The sequence below is a fragment of the Flavobacterium sp. ov086 genome, assembly GCF_900187965.1.
GTDB lineage: Bacteria > Bacteroidota > Bacteroidia > Flavobacteriales > Flavobacteriaceae > Flavobacterium.
Genome location: NZ_FZNL01000016.1, coordinates 19,728 through 38,853 on the forward strand (window position 1 = coordinate 19,728; position 19,126 = coordinate 38,853).

Genomic DNA, 19,126 nt, shown 5'->3' on the forward strand with positions numbered 1-19,126 from the left:
ATTTCAGTATTTAAATGTAATAAAAAATAAATACGAAAAGAGTATTTTTGCAATTATGATAAATCCCTTCACCGACGAATACTTTATGAAAAAAGCTTTGCAGGAAGCTGAAATGGCTTTTGATAAAGGCGAAATTCCTGTTGGAGCTATTATTGTTGTTGCCGACAAAATAATTGCAAGAAGTCATAATTTAACCGAATTATTAAACGATGTTACGGCTCATGCCGAAATGCAATCCATAACCGCTGCAGCAAACTTTCTAGGCGGAAAATATTTGAAAGATTGTACTTTATACGTAACGCTCGAACCTTGCCAAATGTGTGCAGGTGCTTTGTATTGGAGTCAGATTTCTAAGATTGTTTTTGGAGCGCGTGACGAACAACGCGGTTTTATGATAATGGGAACAAAATTACATCCAAAAACAACTGTAGTTTCTGGAATTATGGCAAATGAAGCAGCCGATTTAATGAAACGCTTTTTTATAGAAAGGCGAAAGTAAAATTTTTGGTAAGATAAATAATGACAGATTTTTCAATAATAAAAAAGCTATATCATATTACAGAACCTAATGGTTTTACGAATGATGAGATCCAAATTGTTAAAGATATCTTTGGCAACCTTCCTCAGGTATTTGAGGATTATTATACTGAATTGGGCAATATTGAAAACTTAAATCATACACAAGATTTACTAATTGTACCAGAACGTTTTCAATATTATAACCAAATTGATCATTTGGTGTTTTATTCTGAAAATCAGAGAGCTTGCGTTTGGGGAATTCATAAAGATGATTTGTCAAAAGCAAATCCTCCCGTTTACATGAGTGAAGACGGAAAAGAATGGAAGTTGGAGACCGAAACGCTGACTGATTTTTTTACCGCAATGGCTTTTCTTCAGGCAGGTTATGCATTGGAATATCCTTGTAATACATTCTATGAATTAGAACCACAGGAATTAAATTTTATTGCTGAAAATTTTCAAAATAAAGAATTCTCTTTTAAGCAATGGCTTGGCGGAATAAGTTTTTATGGTAATTACAGCGACGATGTAATCATAATCATAGATGGCAATCAATTATTTTATGCTGCCAATATAAATGAACATTTTGTCGAAATGGATAAGGTTTTGTCTAAGCTTGGAACAGAGCTTTAAAGATTCTGATAAAAAGCTATTTTTATTGTATTAGAATAAATAAGTCATGTAAAGACATACAAATACCATAAAGGAGTTAAAGCATATTATATTATAAAATGCATTTTTAATAGAATAGTTATACAGGTTATTCTGCGTTTTTAGAGCTATTAAAACGAGCGAAATATAATATATTAATTAATCGATTTTTCTAAAGCTTCAACAAAAGTTAAATAATCATTCCTGACGAATTTTCTTCTTAAAATATTTCGAAAAATACTTTACATTTACTACAATATAATTGATATCTCATTAGTTATGCCTTTAACTATGAAATGTTAAATACCCTGTTATTTTCCAAAACCTGTAACCCATTAACTCTAAATAAAAGTGAAAGCAAAAGGATTAGTTCTCGTGTTTTGTGTGTTTTTTATTTTTCAATCTTGCGGTAGAAAATCAGCTGCAGATTTCAATTCTGATTTTTCATTGTTTAAAGAGTATATAGTCAGTTTTACGGGAGGAATAGTCTCATCGGAATCTGATATTCGGGTAGTTTTAAATTTCGATAAAAAAGAATGGAAAGCCAATCAGGTTTTAGACAGCGATTTATTTGATATTTCGCCAAGCGTAGATGGAAAAGTTGTGGCACTTTCGACCAATACAATTGCGTTTATTCCCGAGAAAAAGCTAAAACCGGGAACAGAATATCAAGTAACCCTGAAGTTGGATAAACTTATCAAAATTCCTAAAGAGAAAGAAAAAGAACTTTCAGAATTCAACTTTACCGTTAAAACAATCAAACAGGATTTTACGATCAATACTGCCGATATTCAGTCGTACAGTAAAGAATATCAGTATTTTAACTGCGTTTTAAAAACAGCAGATAATATTGATATTGAAACCGCTATAAAATTAGTTTCAGCCCAACAAAAAGGGAAAAATCTTAAAATTAAATTCGAAAAAAAATCAGGTTCCGGAAAAGAATTCCATTTTATAATAGATAGTATTCAGCGTTATTCAGAAGCAACAAATCTTGAAATTTTGTATGACGGAAGTGACTTTGATATTGACCAAAAAGGACAATTAGATGTTCCGATTACGAATATAAATGAGTTTAAAATCGTAAAAGTTGAAGTTCCCGATGGAAGCAATCAATCGGTTTTGATTAATTTCTCAGAACCTTTAGAAAAAGGGCAGGATTTTAAAGGTTTAGTTTCGATTCAGAATGCTAATAATTTGAAATTTTCAACACAGGGAAATTTACTAAAAGTCTATTTTAGTAATGAAGCTCCAGCCAAAAAAGAAGAACCCGTTCCTGTTGCAGTCGAAGAATCAGCGGTTTCACTTGTAGATTCTTCTACAATTGTTGTTGATAGTGCAGTGGCGGTAGTTGATGATGCCGTAGAGGTTGTTCAGAATGAAGAAGATAAGCCGGAACAAATTTTGTCAGGAGATTTATTGATTGAAGTTTTTCAGGGAATCGAAAGTCAGTACGGTAAAAAAATGGATTCCAATTACACAGAGAAAATCACTTTTGATCAAATAAAACCTGGCGTTCGTTTCATTAAAAACGGAACAATTTTACCAAGTTCAAATAATTTAAAATTGAATTTTGAAGCCGTAAATTTAAGTGCTGTAGATGTAAAAGTGTATAAGATCTACAAAAATAACATTCTGCAATTTCTTCAATACAATGAATTAAATGGTAGTCAGAACCTCAAAAAAGTAGCGCAGCCCGTCGCAAAAACTACTTTAAATTTAAGTGAAAGCAAACTAATAAATCCGAGTAAGTGGAACACATTTGCATTAGATTTATCTAAAATAATCACGCCGGAACCAGGTGCAATCTATAGAGTAGAATTTGTTTACAAAAAGAAATATTCATTATACAAATGTGAATCTTCAGAAGAAAATGAGAGCGAAGGTGACGAAGAAGAGGTTGATGAAAATGACGTAAACTACAGCGGAAACTCCTATGATGATTACTATTATGACGATTATGAATGGAGAGAAAGTCAGGATCCATGTACCAATTCTTATTATTACAATGCCAGAATAGCGACTAATATTTTAGCGACAGATGTAGGTGTTATTGCCAAAAGAGGTGAGAATAAATCGTATTTGTTTGCCGTAAACAATATTGTCACGACAGAACCAATTTCGAATGCACGCGTTGATTTGTACAATTACCAACAACAAAAAATCACTACAGGTGCAACAAGCAGCGAAGGAATTGCTTCTTTTCAGTTGGATAAATTCGCCTATTTTGCTATTGTTACCCTTGGCGATCAATCGACTTACGTAAAGCTTGACGATGGACTTTCATTGTCTGTAAGTAATTTTGATGTTGCCGGAGAGACTTTACAAAAAGGTCTTAAAGGATTTATTTATGGAGAACGTGGCGTTTGGCGTCCGGGAGATAATTTGTATTTGTCATTTATCTTAAATGATGCGTCGAATAAATTGCCAAAATCACATCCGATTAAATTCAGACTAAATGATCCAAACGGTAAAACAACGTATCAGACGATTCAAAAAACAAACGAATTAAATCATTACAGTTTTACAGTTCCAACAAGTGCCGATGCACCTACAGGAAATTGGGAAGCAATGATAAGCGTTGGTGGCGCGAAGTTTTACAAAAGCATTAAAATCGAAACCATTAAACCGAATCGTTTAAAAATTAAAAATACTTTTCAGAGAACTGTTTTATCTTCTTCTTATCCAAATACCAGTAATCTTGAAGTTACGTGGCTTCACGGTGCTATTGCTAAAAATCTGAATGTAGAAATGCAGGCGAAGTTTTCGCAACAAGCAACGACTTTTAAAGGATATGAAAAATTTACGTTTGATGATTTAGTACGTCAATTTAGTACCGAAGAAATAAATGTTTTCTCCGGAAAATTAAATGAAAATGGAAAAGCTTCGGTAAATATTGAACCTAAATTACAAGGGCAAGCACCGGGAATGCTTCGTGCTTCTTTCATTACAAAAGTCTATGAAGAAGGTGGAGATTTTAGCACAGATGTTATTTCGACAACTTATTCGCCTTATAAAACTTATGTTGGTATAAAATCGCCGGAACCTAATAAATATGGAATGTTGGAAACCAGAACCAATAATCGTTTTGAGGTTGTAACGGTTGATGAAAATGGAAGACCAAAGTCGGTACGAAATCTGGAAGTAAAAGTGTATAAAGTAGAATGGCGCTGGTGGTGGGATGCGTCAACAGATAACTTATCGAATTACAATTCTTCAAATGCAACGACATCGTATAAAACCTTTATAATTAATACAGGTGCGAACGGAAAAGGAAGTTTTCAGTTTGCTTTAAGCGATGAAGAATGGGGACGTTATTTAATTCGAGTTTCAGACAATCCAAATGGTCATGCAACAGCTTTAACCGTAAATATCGACTGGCCAATCTGGTCTGGGAAAACACGTAATAGAGATGCTTCTACAGCAAATATGTTAGTGTTCTCTACCGATAAAAAGAATTATGCTGTTGGAGAAAAAGCGCAGATATCTTTCCCTTCAAGTGAAGGTGGACGAGCTTTGATTTCTATTGAAAACGGATCAAAAGTAGTGCAGACAATTTGGGCAAAAACACAAAAAGGAGAGACTAAAGTTGAAGTTCCAATTACGGCAGCAATGGCACCAAACGTATATTTTAATATAACACTTTTACAGCCACATGCTTCGACTAAAAACGATTCGCCAATTCGTATGTACGGAATTGTTCCAATTGAAGTTGTAGATAAAAATACGATTCTGGCGCCAACACTTTCAATGCCGGATGTTTTAAAACCGGAGCAAGCTTTCACAGTAAAAGTAGGTGAAAAAACAGGTAAAGAAATGACGTATACGATTGCAGTTGTTGATGAAGGTTTATTGGATTTAACCCGTTTTAAAACACCAAATGCGTGGGATAGTTTTTATGTTCGTGAAGCTTTAGGCGTTAAAACCTGGGATATTTACGATGATGTAATTGGCGCGTATGGCGGAAAAATAAATCAGATTTTTAGTATTGGTGGTGACCAGGATTTAGGTGGTGGAAAAGCCAAGAAAGCCAATCGTTTCAAACCAGTTGTATTGTATTATGGCCCATTTAAATTAGAAAAAGGACAAACAAAATCACATCAATTAAAATTACCAAAATACATTGGTTCAGTTCGAACTATGATTGTTGCCGGTGATGCCAATACAAGTGCTTATGGAAGTGTTGAAAAAGCAACTCCGGTTAAAAGTCCGTTAATGGTTTTGGCTTCATTGCCGAGAAAAATTTCGCCTTCAGAAAAAGTGACGATTCCGGTTACGGTTTTTGCAACTGAAAAGAATATTAAAAATGTTTCTATTCAGATAAAAACCAGTAACGGATTACAAGTAATGGGAAGCGCAACTCAATCTTTGACGTTTGCACAACCTGATGAGAAAATGGCGTATTTTAATTTAGTGGTTGGTTCTGCAACAGGAATTGCCAAAGTTCAGGTAATTGCTACATCGGGAAAAGAGAAATCGGTTTATGATGTCGAAATTGATATGACGAATCCAAATCCGGTTACGAATACTTTTACCGATGTTATTTTGGCGCCAAATAGTACCAAAACGATTTCATGGAAAACCTTTGGTGTTTCAGGAAGTAATAAAGCCAGATTGGAAGTTTCGTCAATGCCAACGATGAATTTAAACGGAAGATTGCAATATCTTATTCAATATCCGCATGGTTGTGTAGAGCAAACAACTTCGTCTGTTTTTCCTCAATTGTTTTTGAACGATGTTGTCGATTTAGATGCAACCAGAAAAGGAATTATTCAAAAGAATATTACGGCAGGAATTACGAGATTAGGAAGTTTCCAGTTGTCAAACGGAGGAGTGGCTTACTGGCAAGGAAATACGATTGCAGATGATTGGGGAACTTCATACGCAGGACATTTCTTGATTGAAGCGGAGAAAAAAGGATATGTTTTACCAATTAATTTCAAATCAAAATGGATTTCGTATCAGCAAAAAGAAGCGAAACAATGGCGTTTTGAACCTAAATATGGCAATGATTTAGCACAATCGTACAGATTATATACATTGGCTTTAGCCGGAAATGCTGATCTTTCTTCAATGAACAGATTGCGCGAAACTAAAGATATTTCGAATGAAAGTAAACTTCGTTTGGCTGCAGCTTATGTTTTGGCGGGACAAAAATCAGCTGGACAAAATCTATTATTAAGTACTAGTATTGATAATGAATCGAGTAATTACAATTATTACTATTACGGTTCAAGCGAAAGAAACAGAGCAATGGCTTTAGAAACTATGTTGCTTTTAGGACAGAAACAAAAAGCATTTACAATGGCAACAAAATTAGCCAAAGAAATGTCAAATAATCAATGGATGAGCACACAAACAACGGCTTATTGCTTGTATTCAATGTCGAAATTCGCTATTAGTAACGGTACAAAAGGAATTAATCTTCAGTTTAGCAAAAGTGGAAAAGGCGAAACGATAAACACGCAAAAAACAATTGCCGACAGAAGTTTGGTTGTTCAAACAGGAGCTAATAGTGTTGTACTGAAAAACCTTAAAAATAACACCGTTTATGTGCGTGTTTTAAATACCGGAATATTACCTATCGGACAGGAAAATGCAATTCAAAGTGATGTTTCTGCTGCTATTGTTTTCAAAAATAGAAAAGGCGGCGTTATTAATGTTTCGAAAATTAGTCAGGGAACGGAGTTTATTGCCGAAGTTACTATCAGAAACCAAAGAAATGAAAGTGTTCAAAACGTAGCCTTATCGCAAATTTTACCTTCAGGTTTCGAAATTGTAAATACGCGTTTTACAGATTATGGCGACGCAACAAACAATATCGCCGATTATATTGATATTCGTGACGATAGAACTAATTTCTATTTTGGAATAAAAGCCGGAGAAACAAAAGTCTTTAGAATCTTGCTAAATGCATCGTATTTAGGAAATTATTACTTACCGGGATTACAATGTGAAGCCATGTATGATAATACATTTCTGGCAAGAACGAAAGGATTTTGGGTTGAGGTTGTAAAATAATATTTATCATAGTTTACGTATCCTAACAGGTTTTGAAAACCTGTTAGGTATTGTTAAGTAAGATTAGAAAAGGATTATATTTAAATAGCAAATTTCCAAAAGATACCTAACAGGTTTTGGAAACCTGTTAGGATACGAAAAAATAAGTAAGATTAAATTGAAAAATAAATTAATAGCGTTCTCACAACGCATTATAAATTGGATAAAAAAGAATAAAATAAAATCAGCAATTGCATTTCTGCTCTTGCTGATTTATTATTTCTCATTGCCTCGAACTTTGTTTCAGGAGCCTTATTCTACGGTGATTGAAAGCAAAGAAGGCGAATTATTAGGAGCAAAAATTGCTCATGACGGACAATGGCGTTTTCCTGCACAAGACAGTGTGCCTGATAAATTCAAGAAATGTATTGTTTATTTTGAAGACGAATATTTCTATAAACATCTGGGATTTAATCCGGTTGCGATGGTAAATGCGATCAAGCAAAACAGAAAAGCAGGAAAAGTAGTCAGAGGAGGAAGTACATTGACACAGCAAGTTATCCGTTTATCCCGAAAAGGAAAAAGAAGAACTTACTTTGAAAAAATCATAGAAATTATTCTGGCAACTAGATTAGAATTGGGATATTCTAAAGATGAAATTCTCGAATTATATGCTTCTCACGCACCATTTGGAGGAAATGTTGTTGGGTTAGAAATGGCTTCGTGGCGTTATTTTGGCGTACAATCAAATCAATTATCTTGGGCTGAAAATGCAACTTTGGCGGTTTTGCCCAATGCGCCTAGTTTGATTTATCCGGGAAAGAATCAGATAAAATTACTGAGCAAACGCAACCGACTTTTATTAAAACTTCGTCAAGAAAAGGTAATTGACCAACAGACATACGAACTTTCGGTTGAAGAACCTTTACCTCAAAAACCTTATGATTTACCTCAAATTGCACCTCATTTATTGCAAAGAGTGGCTAAAAATGAAGAAGGAACGCGAGTAAAAACGACAATTGATTATGCTTTACAAAACAGAGTCAATCAAATTGCGAGATATTATTACAATCAGTATAAACAAAATGAGGTAAACAATCTGGCGATTTTGGTGATTGATGTTTCGAACAGAAACGTCATGAGTTATGTGGGTAATGCGCCAACAGATAAAGATCATCAAAAAGATGTTGATATTATTGATGCTCCAAGAAGCACAGGAAGTATCTTGAAACCGCTGTTATATGCCGGAATGCTTGATGATGGCGAAATATTGCCGAATACTTTAGTTGCGGATATTCCAACACAAATTGCAGGTTATACACCGCAAAATTTCAATCTCACGTTTGACGGTGCGGTTCCTGCTCATCGGGCTTTATCACGATCTTTGAATATTCCAGCTGTTTTGATGCTGCAGGATTTTGGCGTGAATAAATTTTATGAGGAATTGCAGAAATTCAAATTAAGAGATATTAATAAAACACCGGATCATTACGGATTGTCGCTTATTTTGGGCGGTGCCGAAAGTAATTTGTGGGATTTATGCCGAACGTATGCAAATTTGTCTTCTACGCTAAATTATTATGCTAAAAATCAGGCAAAATATCGAACAAATGAATTTACAGAACTGAATTATAAAAATGATTTTGAGTCTGATTTTGGCTCTGAAACGGATCAGAAAAATATTGTAGGTGCAGGTTCAATTTGGTTGACATATAATGCAATGGAAGAAGTTAATAGGCCGGAAGGAGACGAAGCCTGGAAGTTTTATGACAGTTCATTAAAAATTGCCTGGAAAACAGGAACCAGTTTTGGAAATCGTGATGCCTGGGCAATTGGAACAAATTCTAAATATGTGGTTGGAGTTTGGGTGGGAAATGCAACAGGTGAGGGGAGACCTACTTTGACAGGAGTTACAAGTGCTGCGCCAATTTTATTTGATGTTTTTAATTTGTTACCGAGACAAAAATGGTTTCAGACGCCTTATAAAGATTTAGAAGAAGTTGAGGTTTGTCGTTTAAGTGGTTATCTGGCAAAAGAAGGTTGTCCGAAAATCAAGCAATGGGTTTCTAAAAAAGGAAAATCGACTGTAGTTTGCCTGTATCATAAAACGGTACATTTAGATAAAACAGAAAAATTTCAGGTGAATAGCAGTTGCGAAAGCATTGATAATATAGTGACTAAAAATTGGTTTGTTTTGCCGCCGGTTATGGCTTGGTATTACAAAAGTCAGCATATTGAATACTTGCCTTTGCCGCCTTTTAAGGAAGATTGTCAGGGGACACAATCAGTCAATATGGATTTTATTTACCCAAAAACGAATAGTAAAATCTATTTAACGAAGAATTTTAATAGCGAAGTTCAGCCTGTGATTCTTAAAGTGGCGTACTCAGAACGTGATCGGGAATTGTTTTGGTACGTTGATAATGTTTATAAAGCTACTACAAAAACATTTCATGAATTACCAATTGCGCCAACTTCAGGAACCCATTATATAACGGTTGTCGATGCTTTTGGGAATGAAATTAGGAGAAAAATTGAAATTATCAGGGAGTAATACTTTTTTGAAATGGAATATAATTTAGCCTAAATAACCGTTTTTGATTTACATCAAAATTTTTACTTTTTTGTTTATAGACCTTTGCAGTGAATTAATTATTAAACAAAATTTAAAAATGAAGAAAAAGTATTTTAAGTACATCAACACATTGTTTGTTGTGATTCCAATGACGTTAATTATGGCTTTTGTTGGACTAATGCGTAATTATGGTTTTGGGGAAGATTGGTTTTTGAAATTCCTTAAAGCCTGGAGTGTTATGTTACCTGTTGCTTATTTGGCAGCGTTTATTATTATTCCGAATGCTAGGAAATTGGCTGAAAGAACAACCGCTAAATCATAATTTACGGAATAGGTTTTTGTATATTCGTAATTATTAGAAATTGATAAATGAAAGAGCAACTCGGCAATTACATTAAAAGCATTATAACAGTTACAGATGAAGAGTTAGTCCTAATTCTTTCTTATTTTAAACCGTTAAAGGTGGAAAAGAATGAGTCATTAGTGCTTCAGGGACAAATGAATCAAAGAAGCTTTTTTGTGGGTTCAGGTTGCTTGCGAATATATTTTATTACCGAAAACGGACAAGAAGCAACGCGATATTTAGCATTCGAAAATAATTTTGCCACTGCTTTGTGTAGTTTTATTTCAAACGAGCCATCGTTAGAATTTATTCAGGCGTTAGAACCAACGGAATTACTGTATATTTCGAGTCAGGATTTTTATTATCTACTTGAAAATATTCCGGCATGGGAAAAATTTTATCGCGATTATTTAGAACACGCCTATGTAACGAATACTAATAGGTTGATGTCTTTCTTAACTCTTGATGCAACAGAAAGATATAAACAGTTGATGGATATAAATCCGAAAATAATTCAGCGTTTACCAAACAGAATCGTAGCAACTTACCTGAATATTTCACAAGAAACATTGAGTAGATTAAAATCTAAACGCTACTAATTTTTACTTTATTCAAACAAATTACATTTCTAAAAAGATCTTGTAAAAGATAAAATTACTTATGGAAACTGCTGCCTAGCCCAAATAGAAGCGGTATCCTTTTTATCCGCTTTTTTGCGGATGAAAAGATACAAGCGCATAGCTGGAAATAGCTCCTAAAAAATAGCCATGACCCGAGCGATAGCGAATAGACGAAGTAATTTACGAATTAAAACTTAAAAATAATTCGTGTTCATTCGTGCAATTCGTGGCAAAAAAAGCATAAAAAAACCGCCAATCTTTCGAGAGGCGGTTTTGATTTTTTATTCTGAAATAACATTTCCTTTTTTATCATAGAAATGGTATTCTAAGTACGTGTAAGCGTCACGAGGTATGATTTTCACCCATTTCTTATGTTCAAAAAACCATTTTGAACGTAATGATGGAAAACCTTTACTGAGGTATGCAGCCACAAACGGATGTGTGTTTAGTACAACTTTATTGTGGGTTTTTAAAATTCTTTCTAAATCAGAGGTGATTTTATCAATGATTAAAATTGGCGCTTCAATTTCGCCATGCTCATTGTTTGGATCTTCTTCTCTAGTTTTAATATTAACTTCGGGTCTCACGCGTTGTCTTGTAATTTGAACTAAACCAAATTTACTAGGCGGTAAGATTTTATGCTTTGCTTTATCGTCGCTCATTTCTTCTCGCAAGAAGTCGAACAGGACCTTCCTGTTTTCAGGATTAGACATATCGATAAAATCAACTACGATTATTCCGCCCATATCACGCAAACGAAGTTGTCTGGCAATTTCAGCGGCAGCAATCATATTTACTTCCATGGCGGTGTCTTCCTGGTTGGTCGCCTTATTTGAACGGTTTCCGCTGTTTACGTCTATAACGTGAAGAGCTTCAGTGTGTTCTATAATAAGATATGCGCCTTTACTCATGGAAACTGTTCGTCCAAAAGAAGTTTTGATTTGTCTCTCTATATTGTATTTCTCGAAAATTGGAGTGTCATTTGATTGATAAAACTTAACAATCGATTGTTTTGAAGGTGCAATTTCTTGCAGATATTCCTTCGTTTGATGGTACAACTCTTCGTCATCTATTTGTATACCGCTAAAGGTATCGTTGAATACATCTCTTAATATTGAAGAAGCTCTGTTGAGTTCTCCTAATACTTTTGAGGGATGATGAGCAGTTGGTAATTTTTTACACATTGCAGTCCATCTGCCAAGCAGGTTCTGCAAATCTTTTTCTAATTCGGCTACGTTTTTGCCTTCGGCTACTGTGCGAACAATAACACCAAATCCTTTAGGTTTGATCGATAGAACAAGTTTTTTTAGACGATCCTTTTCCTTTTTGTCTTCTATTTTTTGTGAAATAGAAACACGGTCAGAAAACGGAACGAGAACAATAAATCTTCCTGCCAATGAAAGCTCAGCGCTTATTCTTGGACCTTTGGTCGATATAGGTTCTTTTACAACTTGAACTAAAACAGATTGATTGGCACTTAAAATATCAGTAATGATGCCATCTTTGTCAATCTCTTTTTCAAACTGAAAGGTTTTTAGGGAGAAATCTTTTAATTTACCTGCGCTTACAAGTTTTATGAATTTCAGTTGGGAAGCTAAGTTAGGTCCTAAATCGTGATAATGTAAAAAGGCATCTTTTTCGAAGCCTACATTCACAAAAGCAGCGTTAAGTCCAGCAACGGGTTTTCGTATTTTGGCAATAAAAATATCACCAACCTGAAAGTTGCTTTTCTCTTCTTCCTTGTGTAATTCAATTAGTTTTCCATCTTTTAATAAGGCAAAATCTACGGCTTCAGAACTAGATCTAATGATTAATTCTTTATTCACACTGTAAATTTTTATCTGTTTTTTCAGAAAATAGAGTATAGATAGAAGAGCATAGATTAAAAAAAATCTAAAATCTAAAATCTAAGATCTAAAATCTTATCTACAGATGGATTAAACAATATTTTTTAACAGGTATTGAACCCGGGGAAAATAAGATTAATAGAGAATAGAATAGAGAGGATAGATTTTTTACGTCTATATTTTATTTCCTTTTCTCTTTCATCTTTTTTTCAATTTCAATGAACGTTAAAAAGAAAAAAGTAGTTTAAAACTACTTTTTCTTTTTGTGACGGTTAGCTCTCGCTCTTTTCTTACGTTTGTGAGTAGCTACCTTATGTCTCTTTCTTTTTTTACCACTTGGCATATCGTGTCGATTTTATGATTAATTAATAGTATTATTTTGCTTCGTTATTCGTCTTTACTCCTTCTACAAAAACTTTTGCAGGTTTAAACGCAGGAATGTTGTGTGCTGGAATTTTGATAGTGGTGTTTTTAGAAATGTTTCTACCTGTTTTTTCAGCTCTGGTTTTTACAATAAAACTACCAAATCCTCTTAGGTAAACATTGTCTCCAGTTTCTAATGAAGTTTTAACTTCTTCCATAAAAGTTTCTACTGTTGCTTGAACATCTCCTTTTTCAAGACCTAGTTTCTCTGAAATTTTCGCTACGATATCTGCTTTCGTCATTTTCTTTCCTATTTTATTTTATAAATGGTGTACTATTTTTTTGAGTTTGCAAATATAGGAATTAAAAAAATAATTAATCAAGCTAATTCGTTAAATTTTAATTACATAAACATTTACTTTTGTATTCTAAGTATTTTGCGATGAATTTTTCTAACATATTGATAAAATGGTATTTACAAAACAAACGTGATTTGCCGTGGCGTAAAACGACCAATCCTTACCATATTTGGCTCTCAGAAATTATGTTACAACAGACTCGAGTTGCGCAAGGAATGCCATATTTTTTCGCTTTTACGGAGGAATTTCCTACTGTTTTTGATTTGGCAAATGCCTCAGAAGAGCAAGTTTTGAAACTTTGGCAGGGATTAGGGTATTATTCTCGCGCCAGAAATTTGTATAAAACGTCTCAATATGTCGCAAATGAGCTCAATGGAATTTTTCCGACTAACTATAAAGACTTATTAAAATTGAAAGGTGTCGGTGAATATACCGCTGCAGCAATTGCCTCTTTTTCTTATAATGAAGCAGTTCCTGTTGTAGACGGAAATGTATTTAGAGTACTTTCTCGTTATTTTAATATAGAATCTGATATTGCCGCACCTGCAACCAAAAAAGAATTTGCGGAGCTGGCTTATGAATTAATGCCAAAAGATAGTCCTGCGGTTTTTAATCAGGCGATAATGGAATTTGGTGCTTTGCAATGCGTTCCTAAAAGTCCTGATTGTTCGGTTTGCGTTTTTAATGATAGCTGTCTTGCTTTGCAAAAGAAGAAAGTTTCGGTTTTACCTGTGAAATCTAAAAAGGTAAAAGTGACAAATCGATTCTTTAATTATTTGATTTTCGAAGATGTTTTAGGGAATACTTTAATTCAGAAGAGAACAGCGAAAGGGATCTGGCATAACTTATATGAGTTTCCTCTTCTGGAGACGAGTGAAATTGTTGGTTTTGATTTTGTTTCAAATGCAATTCAAAACGATCTTTTTTCTACCTATACTATAGTAGGTATAGAAGAGTGTAATGAAACGGCTGTAATTCATAAACTTTCGCATCAACATCTTCATATTCAGTTCTGGAAAGTTAAAATTAACGAAAAAATTGATAACGGTTTGAATACCACTGATTTGAAGAAATTTCCTTTTCCTATTGTGATTTATAATTTTATCGAAAAGCAAGAAATAAATTGCTAAAAAAATGTATCTTTGAGGGAAATACTACTACAAAACTATGAACGGAACATTAAATAAAGTGATGCTAATTGGACATTTAGGTGATGATGTAAAAATGCATTATTTTGATGGAGGGAATTGCATCGGGCGTTTTCAATTGGCGACAAATGAAGTTTATATTAATAAAACGACTAACGAAAAAATAACTTCAACAGAATGGCATAATTTAGTTGTGCGCAATAAAGCGGCTGAAATTTGTGAAAAATATTTGTCTAAAGGAGATAAAATATATGTTGAAGGACGTATAAAATCACGTCAGTGGCAAGCTGAAGACGGTACTACTAAATATACCACAGAAATTCAGGTTACCGAGTTTACTTTCCTGACAACCAAAAAAGAAACTGGAAATCATAAACCAAATCACGATTCAGAATCCACAAAAAGTACTAACTTTGACGCGTCTAACGAAGGATTGCCTATTAATGACTTGCCTTTTTGATTGTTTAACTAATCTTTTTTAATTTGGACCCAGAGCCCAGTTTACTTTTTAATACCACACTAGACATCAATTTAATTATTGGTTTTGTCGGAATATTTATTTTGCTGTTTCTGTCGGCAATCGTTTCAGGTGCCGAAGTGGCGCTTTTTTCACTATCTCAAAAAGACATCGATGATGCTTTAAATGAGAATCTTCCGAAAGGAAAAATCATTTCAAATCTTTTAGATAAACCAAAAAAATTGCTTGCAACATTGCTTGTTGCTAATAATTTCCTGAATATTGGAGTAGTTATTTTGTTCTCCTTTATTGGGCAAAATATCTTTGAACAAATATCTTCGCCTGTTTTGAAATTTATCCTGGAAGTAATTTTAGTTACTTTTCTGATTTTGTTATTCGGAGAGGTTTTACCTAAAGTTTATGCCAGCCGAAACAATATAAAGTTTGCAAAACGCGTTGCTTATCCAATCGCAGTTTTAGATAAATTACTTTCACCTATAAGTTTGCCAATGCGAAGTGTTACGCTTTATTTGCAGAATAAATTAGGGAAACAAAAGAATAGTTTTTCGATAAATCAGCTTTCTCAGGCTTTAGAATTAACAGATTCTGAAGGAACATCAAGCGAGGAGCAAAAAATATTAGAAGGAATTGTTTCTTTTGGAAACACAGATACAAAGCAGGTTATGAGTCCGAGGATTGATATTTTTGCCTTAGAAATATCAGAATCATTCGCTTCGATTTATCCGAAAATAATTGATAAGGGGTTTTCGAGAATTCCTGTTTATCGTGATAATATAGATCAGATAGAAGGAGTTTTATTCGTGAAGGATTTATTACCTCATATTGATAAAGAAGAATTTGACTGGACAACCTTGATGCGTGAAGCATTTTTTGTCCCTGAGAATAAAAAATTAGACAATTTGTTGAAGGATTTTCAGAGCCTTAAAAGCCATTTGGCAATTGTGGTGGATGAATATGGGGGAACATCAGGTTTAGTTTCGTTAGAAGATGTAATCGAGGAAATTGTTGGAGATATAAGTGATGAGTTTGATGATGAGAATTTGAATTTTTCTCAAATCGACGAAAGAAATTTTCTTTTTGAAGGGAAAATCAACATGAAGGATTTCTACAGAATCATTGATGTTGACGAAGATGCTTTTGAATCACATAAAGGAGAAGCCGAAACATTAGCAGGTTTTATTCTGGAAATTCTGGGTAATTTTCCTAAAAAAGATCAAAAAGTAGCTTTTGAAAACTGCATATTTACAATAGAAACAGTTGATAAAAAGCGTATAAAACAAATAAAAGTAACAATAGATTAAAATGCTTAAAAGAATACTTTCGATAGCGACAGTTTTACTAACATTAACGGTTTTGAGTTGTAAAGATGATGTGGTGCCAAAACCGGCAAGTTTTCTGCGATTAGATTATCCGGAAGCCAAATATGCTAATTTTGAAAACAATTGTCCGTTTAGTTTCGAAATGAACGAAAATGCAGTTATTAAAGGAGAAAAAGACTGTGGTTTTGCAATTACATATCCTAAAATGAAAGCAACTATTTATTTGACGTATAAACCAGTGAATGGAGATATTGAGAAGTTGCTTAAAGATGCTCAGAAATTAACTTACGAACACGTTATTAAGGCTGATGATATATTAGAACAGCCATATTTAAACCCGCAAAAAAAGGTTTATGGAATGTTTTACCAAGTTGATGGAAATGCGGCTACAAACTCGCAATTTTACGTAACAGATAGTACGAAACACTTTATAACAGGATCGGTTTACTTTTATGCTAAACCTAATTTTGACTCCGTTATGCCAGCGGCGAGTTATATCAAAAATGATATGCAAAGGATTATGGAAACCCTGAAATGGAAATAGAAAAATAAAAACATAAAAAGGCATTCAATTTTCAGTGCCTTTTTTATGTTTGATAAAGGATTAAATCCTCTAATTCTTATTTTAAGAAGCCGAAAAAGCGTCGGTAATAAAATCCTGAAGTCCTGCTTCTTCTAGTATCTCAATCGAGAATTCTCCAAAACGTTTTGGAAGCCAAATAATTCTAACTCCACTTGGGGAATTAAGGCTTTCTTTTGATAAAGGATTTCCGTTTTCGTCTTCTGGCTGAGCGCCCGAAGCTACCAATTCGTCAAAAGCAGCTTCAATATCAGGAGTTGAATAGCAATGTCGATAAATAGTTCCTTCGCCTTTTGTGTCTAATAACGTTTTTAAATTTCCGGAAAAGGGCTGAACAAGCATAAATCTCTCTTGTCCCATTCTCACAACGGCATATGTAACATGGAGTTCGTCTCTTTGCCAGATAAATTTTTTGGATATTTCTGCTCCAAGAATTTTAGCATAATAGTCGCAGGCTACTTGTAGATCGTTGACTAAAATATCGATGTGACTAAATTTAAGGTCCATTGTTTTTGTTTGCATATGTTATTATAGGCTAAAATAAAGTTTTGAAAACCATTCGCAAAAAAAAACAGTAGTAAGCTTGAGTTTACTACTGTTAAAATATATTTGTTGTGAATCTTTTTTTCGGACTACGACTTTATATTCGAAACTTTATAAGTTTTTCCGTCTCCAGTTGCCTGAACCGTTTTAGTTAGGTTCTCTTGGTTTTGAATTGTTTTGTCAAATACAACAGTAGCTGTTTTTTTATCAAAATCAACAGTTGCTTTTTCAACTCCGTCAAGGTTTGATAATTCTTTTTCGATTGTTTTTGCACATCCCATTGCACAAGTCATTCCTTCGATTTCGAAACTTGCAGTTTGCACATTTTCGGCTGCAATTGCTTTGTGTTCTTTTGAAACGTCTGCTACGGGTTTTATATTCGCCAAATTTTTATCTTCTTCTTTTTTGCAGCTTACGAATACTAAGCCTGCAATTGCTAATGATGCTACGATTTTTGTAAATTTCATTGTATATGATTTTAGTTATCAAAAAATGTTGATTGCAAAATTAGCAAAAAACAAGAGGTTAGTTCATGAAAATAGTACAAATTTGCATCAAAATAGTATTTATGGATGCAAAACAATTAAAGTGGACTTATTTATTGGTTCTTTCGCTAATTTGGGGGAGTTCTTTTATTCTTATCAAAAGAGGATTAGTGGGTTTAACTGCCGTTCAGGTAGGTTCATTCCGAATTATTTTTGCAGCCCTGTTTTTATTGATTGTAGGTTTTAAAAGTTTGAAGAAAATTTCGCGTCGCCAATGGAAATTTGTTGCCATAACTTCGCTTTTTGGAACTTTTACTCCAGCCTATCTTTTTGCTATTGCCGAAACCGAAGTTGATAGTTCGATAGTCGCTATTTTAAATTCACTTACACCTTTGAACACACTGATTTTAGGAATTCTTATATTTGGAATCCAATTTCAAAGAAGACAAGTTCTGGGAGTTTTTGTGGGTTTAGTTGGTTGTTTGTTATTGGTTTTAAGCGGAGCTTCATCACATCCGGGGCAAAATTATTATTATGTTATTCTGGTCGTAATTGCTACGCTTTGTTATGCTATAAACGTCAATTTAATCAAGAAATATTTGTCTGATTTGAATTCAGTTAGTATCACAACAGGAAACTTTGCTGTTCTGCTTCTGCCTGCATTAATCATTTTAAGCACAACAGATATTCCGCAAAGAATCAGTTTTGATGCTACACAACATTCTATTTTCTTCGTGATGATTTTAGGTGTTTTGGGAACCGGAATTGCGAATGTTTTGTTTTTTAAACTAATACAAATGTCATCACCTGTATTTGCAACATCGGTGACATATTTAATTCCGATAGTTGCATTTTTCTGGGGATTATTAGACAACGAAATGCTCACGCCAATTCAGTTTTTTGGAGCTTTTATTATTTTGATTGGAGTTTATTTATCGGCTAAAAAGTAGTTTTTGGTTGTGAAATATGAAATGGTTTTTGTGAAATATCATTTCGGATTCTAATATTTTTTAGGAGCTAATCCCGCACCCGAGCCTGAAAGTGCGAACTGGCGAAGCAATCCGTTTCAATCTTTTGTGTTTGCCGTGGCGGACACTAAAGGATTTCCTCTCATCCCGAAGCTTCGGGATCAATCCATCATTCGCAATGTAAACCCAATTCTGTGCGGAGTTACGCGTACGATTTCTCCCTTCGGTCGAAATTGACAAAAAAAATACATAAAAAAAAGCTTTGTCAAAGTTTTAAACTTTGACAAAGCTTTTAGAAGTCCTGGCAACTCAGCGATTCAGAATCTTT

15 protein-coding genes are annotated in these 19,126 nt (G+C 33.9%); 11 read left to right on the plus strand and 4 right to left on the minus strand.

The genetic code is table 11. The features are described 5' to 3' along the window. Positions 1-55: 55 nt before the first annotated feature. The 6 genes from CHB81_RS16880 to CHB81_RS16905 all read left to right on the plus strand — a co-directional run bounded on the left by CHB81_RS16880 (position 56) and on the right by CHB81_RS16905 (position 10,687). Positions 56-499, plus strand: a complete 444-nt coding sequence (locus CHB81_RS16880; protein ID WP_089353025.1) for a nucleoside deaminase — start codon at positions 56-58, stop codon at positions 497-499. A gap of 20 nt (positions 500-519) precedes the next feature. Then, positions 520-1,152, plus strand: a complete 633-nt coding sequence (locus tag CHB81_RS16885; protein WP_089353026.1) for a hypothetical protein — start codon at positions 520-522, stop codon at positions 1,150-1,152. Positions 1,153-1,521: 369 nt separating this feature from the next. Next, positions 1,522-7,191 carry an alpha-2-macroglobulin gene (locus CHB81_RS16890; protein ID WP_089353027.1) on the plus strand — a complete coding sequence of 1,890 codons (5,670 nt, stop codon included), beginning with the start codon at positions 1,522-1,524 and terminating at the stop codon, positions 7,189-7,191. Positions 7,192-7,348: 157 nt separating this feature from the next. Then, positions 7,349-9,724, plus strand: coding sequence for a penicillin-binding protein 1C (gene pbpC, locus CHB81_RS16895; RefSeq protein ID WP_089353028.1), 2,376 nt, complete (start codon positions 7,349-7,351; stop codon positions 9,722-9,724). A gap of 118 nt (positions 9,725-9,842) precedes the next feature. Then, on the plus strand, positions 9,843-10,067 hold the full coding sequence (locus tag CHB81_RS16900; protein ID WP_089353029.1) for a DUF2798 domain-containing protein: 225 nt from the start codon (positions 9,843-9,845) through the stop codon (positions 10,065-10,067). Positions 10,068-10,114: 47 nt separating this feature from the next. Then, on the plus strand, positions 10,115-10,687 hold the full coding sequence (locus CHB81_RS16905; RefSeq protein WP_089353030.1) for a Crp/Fnr family transcriptional regulator: 573 nt from the start codon (positions 10,115-10,117) through the stop codon (positions 10,685-10,687). A 302-nt stretch (positions 10,688-10,989) separates the two neighbouring features. Here CHB81_RS16905 and CHB81_RS16910 read toward each other — a convergent pair whose 3' ends face one another. Both CHB81_RS16910 and CHB81_RS16915 read right to left on the minus strand, forming a co-directional pair. Next, positions 10,990-12,534, minus strand: coding sequence for a ribonuclease E/G (locus CHB81_RS16910; protein WP_089353031.1), 1,545 nt, complete (start codon positions 12,532-12,534; stop codon positions 10,990-10,992). Between the two features lie 395 nt (positions 12,535-12,929). Further along, positions 12,930-13,220 carry an HU family DNA-binding protein gene (locus CHB81_RS16915; protein ID WP_007805026.1) on the minus strand — a complete coding sequence of 97 codons (291 nt, stop codon included), beginning with the start codon at positions 13,218-13,220 and terminating at the stop codon, positions 12,930-12,932. Between the two features lie 140 nt (positions 13,221-13,360). Between CHB81_RS16915 and mutY the strand changes: the two genes are divergently transcribed. The 4 genes from mutY to gldD are packed head-to-tail and all read left to right on the plus strand — an operon-like array spanning position 13,361 to position 16,766. Further along, a complete protein-coding gene (gene mutY / locus CHB81_RS16920; protein ID WP_089353032.1) occupies positions 13,361-14,407 on the plus strand; it encodes an A/G-specific adenine glycosylase in 1,047 nt (348 codons plus the stop codon). 37 nt (positions 14,408-14,444) lie between these two features. Continuing rightward, a complete protein-coding gene (locus tag CHB81_RS16925) occupies positions 14,445-14,885 on the plus strand; it encodes a single-stranded DNA-binding protein (RefSeq protein ID WP_089353033.1) in 441 nt (146 codons plus the stop codon). Between the two features lie 23 nt (positions 14,886-14,908). Beyond that, on the plus strand, positions 14,909-16,204 hold the full coding sequence (locus CHB81_RS16930; protein WP_089353034.1) for a gliding motility-associated protein GldE: 1,296 nt from the start codon (positions 14,909-14,911) through the stop codon (positions 16,202-16,204). A 1-nt stretch (position 16,205) separates the two neighbouring features. Beyond that, the gene (gldD, locus tag CHB81_RS16935; RefSeq protein WP_089353035.1) at positions 16,206-16,766 is read left to right on the plus strand and encodes a gliding motility lipoprotein GldD; all 561 of its coding nucleotides are present in this window, start codon (positions 16,206-16,208) and stop codon (positions 16,764-16,766) included. A gap of 81 nt (positions 16,767-16,847) precedes the next feature. Here the strand turns inward: gldD and CHB81_RS16940 are convergent, their stop codons facing one another. Together CHB81_RS16940 and CHB81_RS16945 are read right to left on the minus strand one after the other, a co-directional pair. Beyond that, positions 16,848-17,309 (minus strand): VOC family protein, encoded by a 462-nt coding sequence (locus CHB81_RS16940; RefSeq protein ID WP_089353128.1) that lies wholly within the window; start codon positions 17,307-17,309, stop codon positions 16,848-16,850. A 125-nt stretch (positions 17,310-17,434) separates the two neighbouring features. After that, on the minus strand, positions 17,435-17,812 hold the full coding sequence (locus CHB81_RS16945) for a heavy-metal-associated domain-containing protein (protein ID WP_089353036.1): 378 nt from the start codon (positions 17,810-17,812) through the stop codon (positions 17,435-17,437). Between the two features lie 101 nt (positions 17,813-17,913). Here CHB81_RS16945 and CHB81_RS16950 point away from each other — a divergent pair, with 101 nt between their 5' ends. Then, on the plus strand, positions 17,914-18,780 hold the full coding sequence (locus CHB81_RS16950; protein WP_089353037.1) for a DMT family transporter: 867 nt from the start codon (positions 17,914-17,916) through the stop codon (positions 18,778-18,780). Positions 18,781-19,126: the final 346 nt, after the last annotated feature.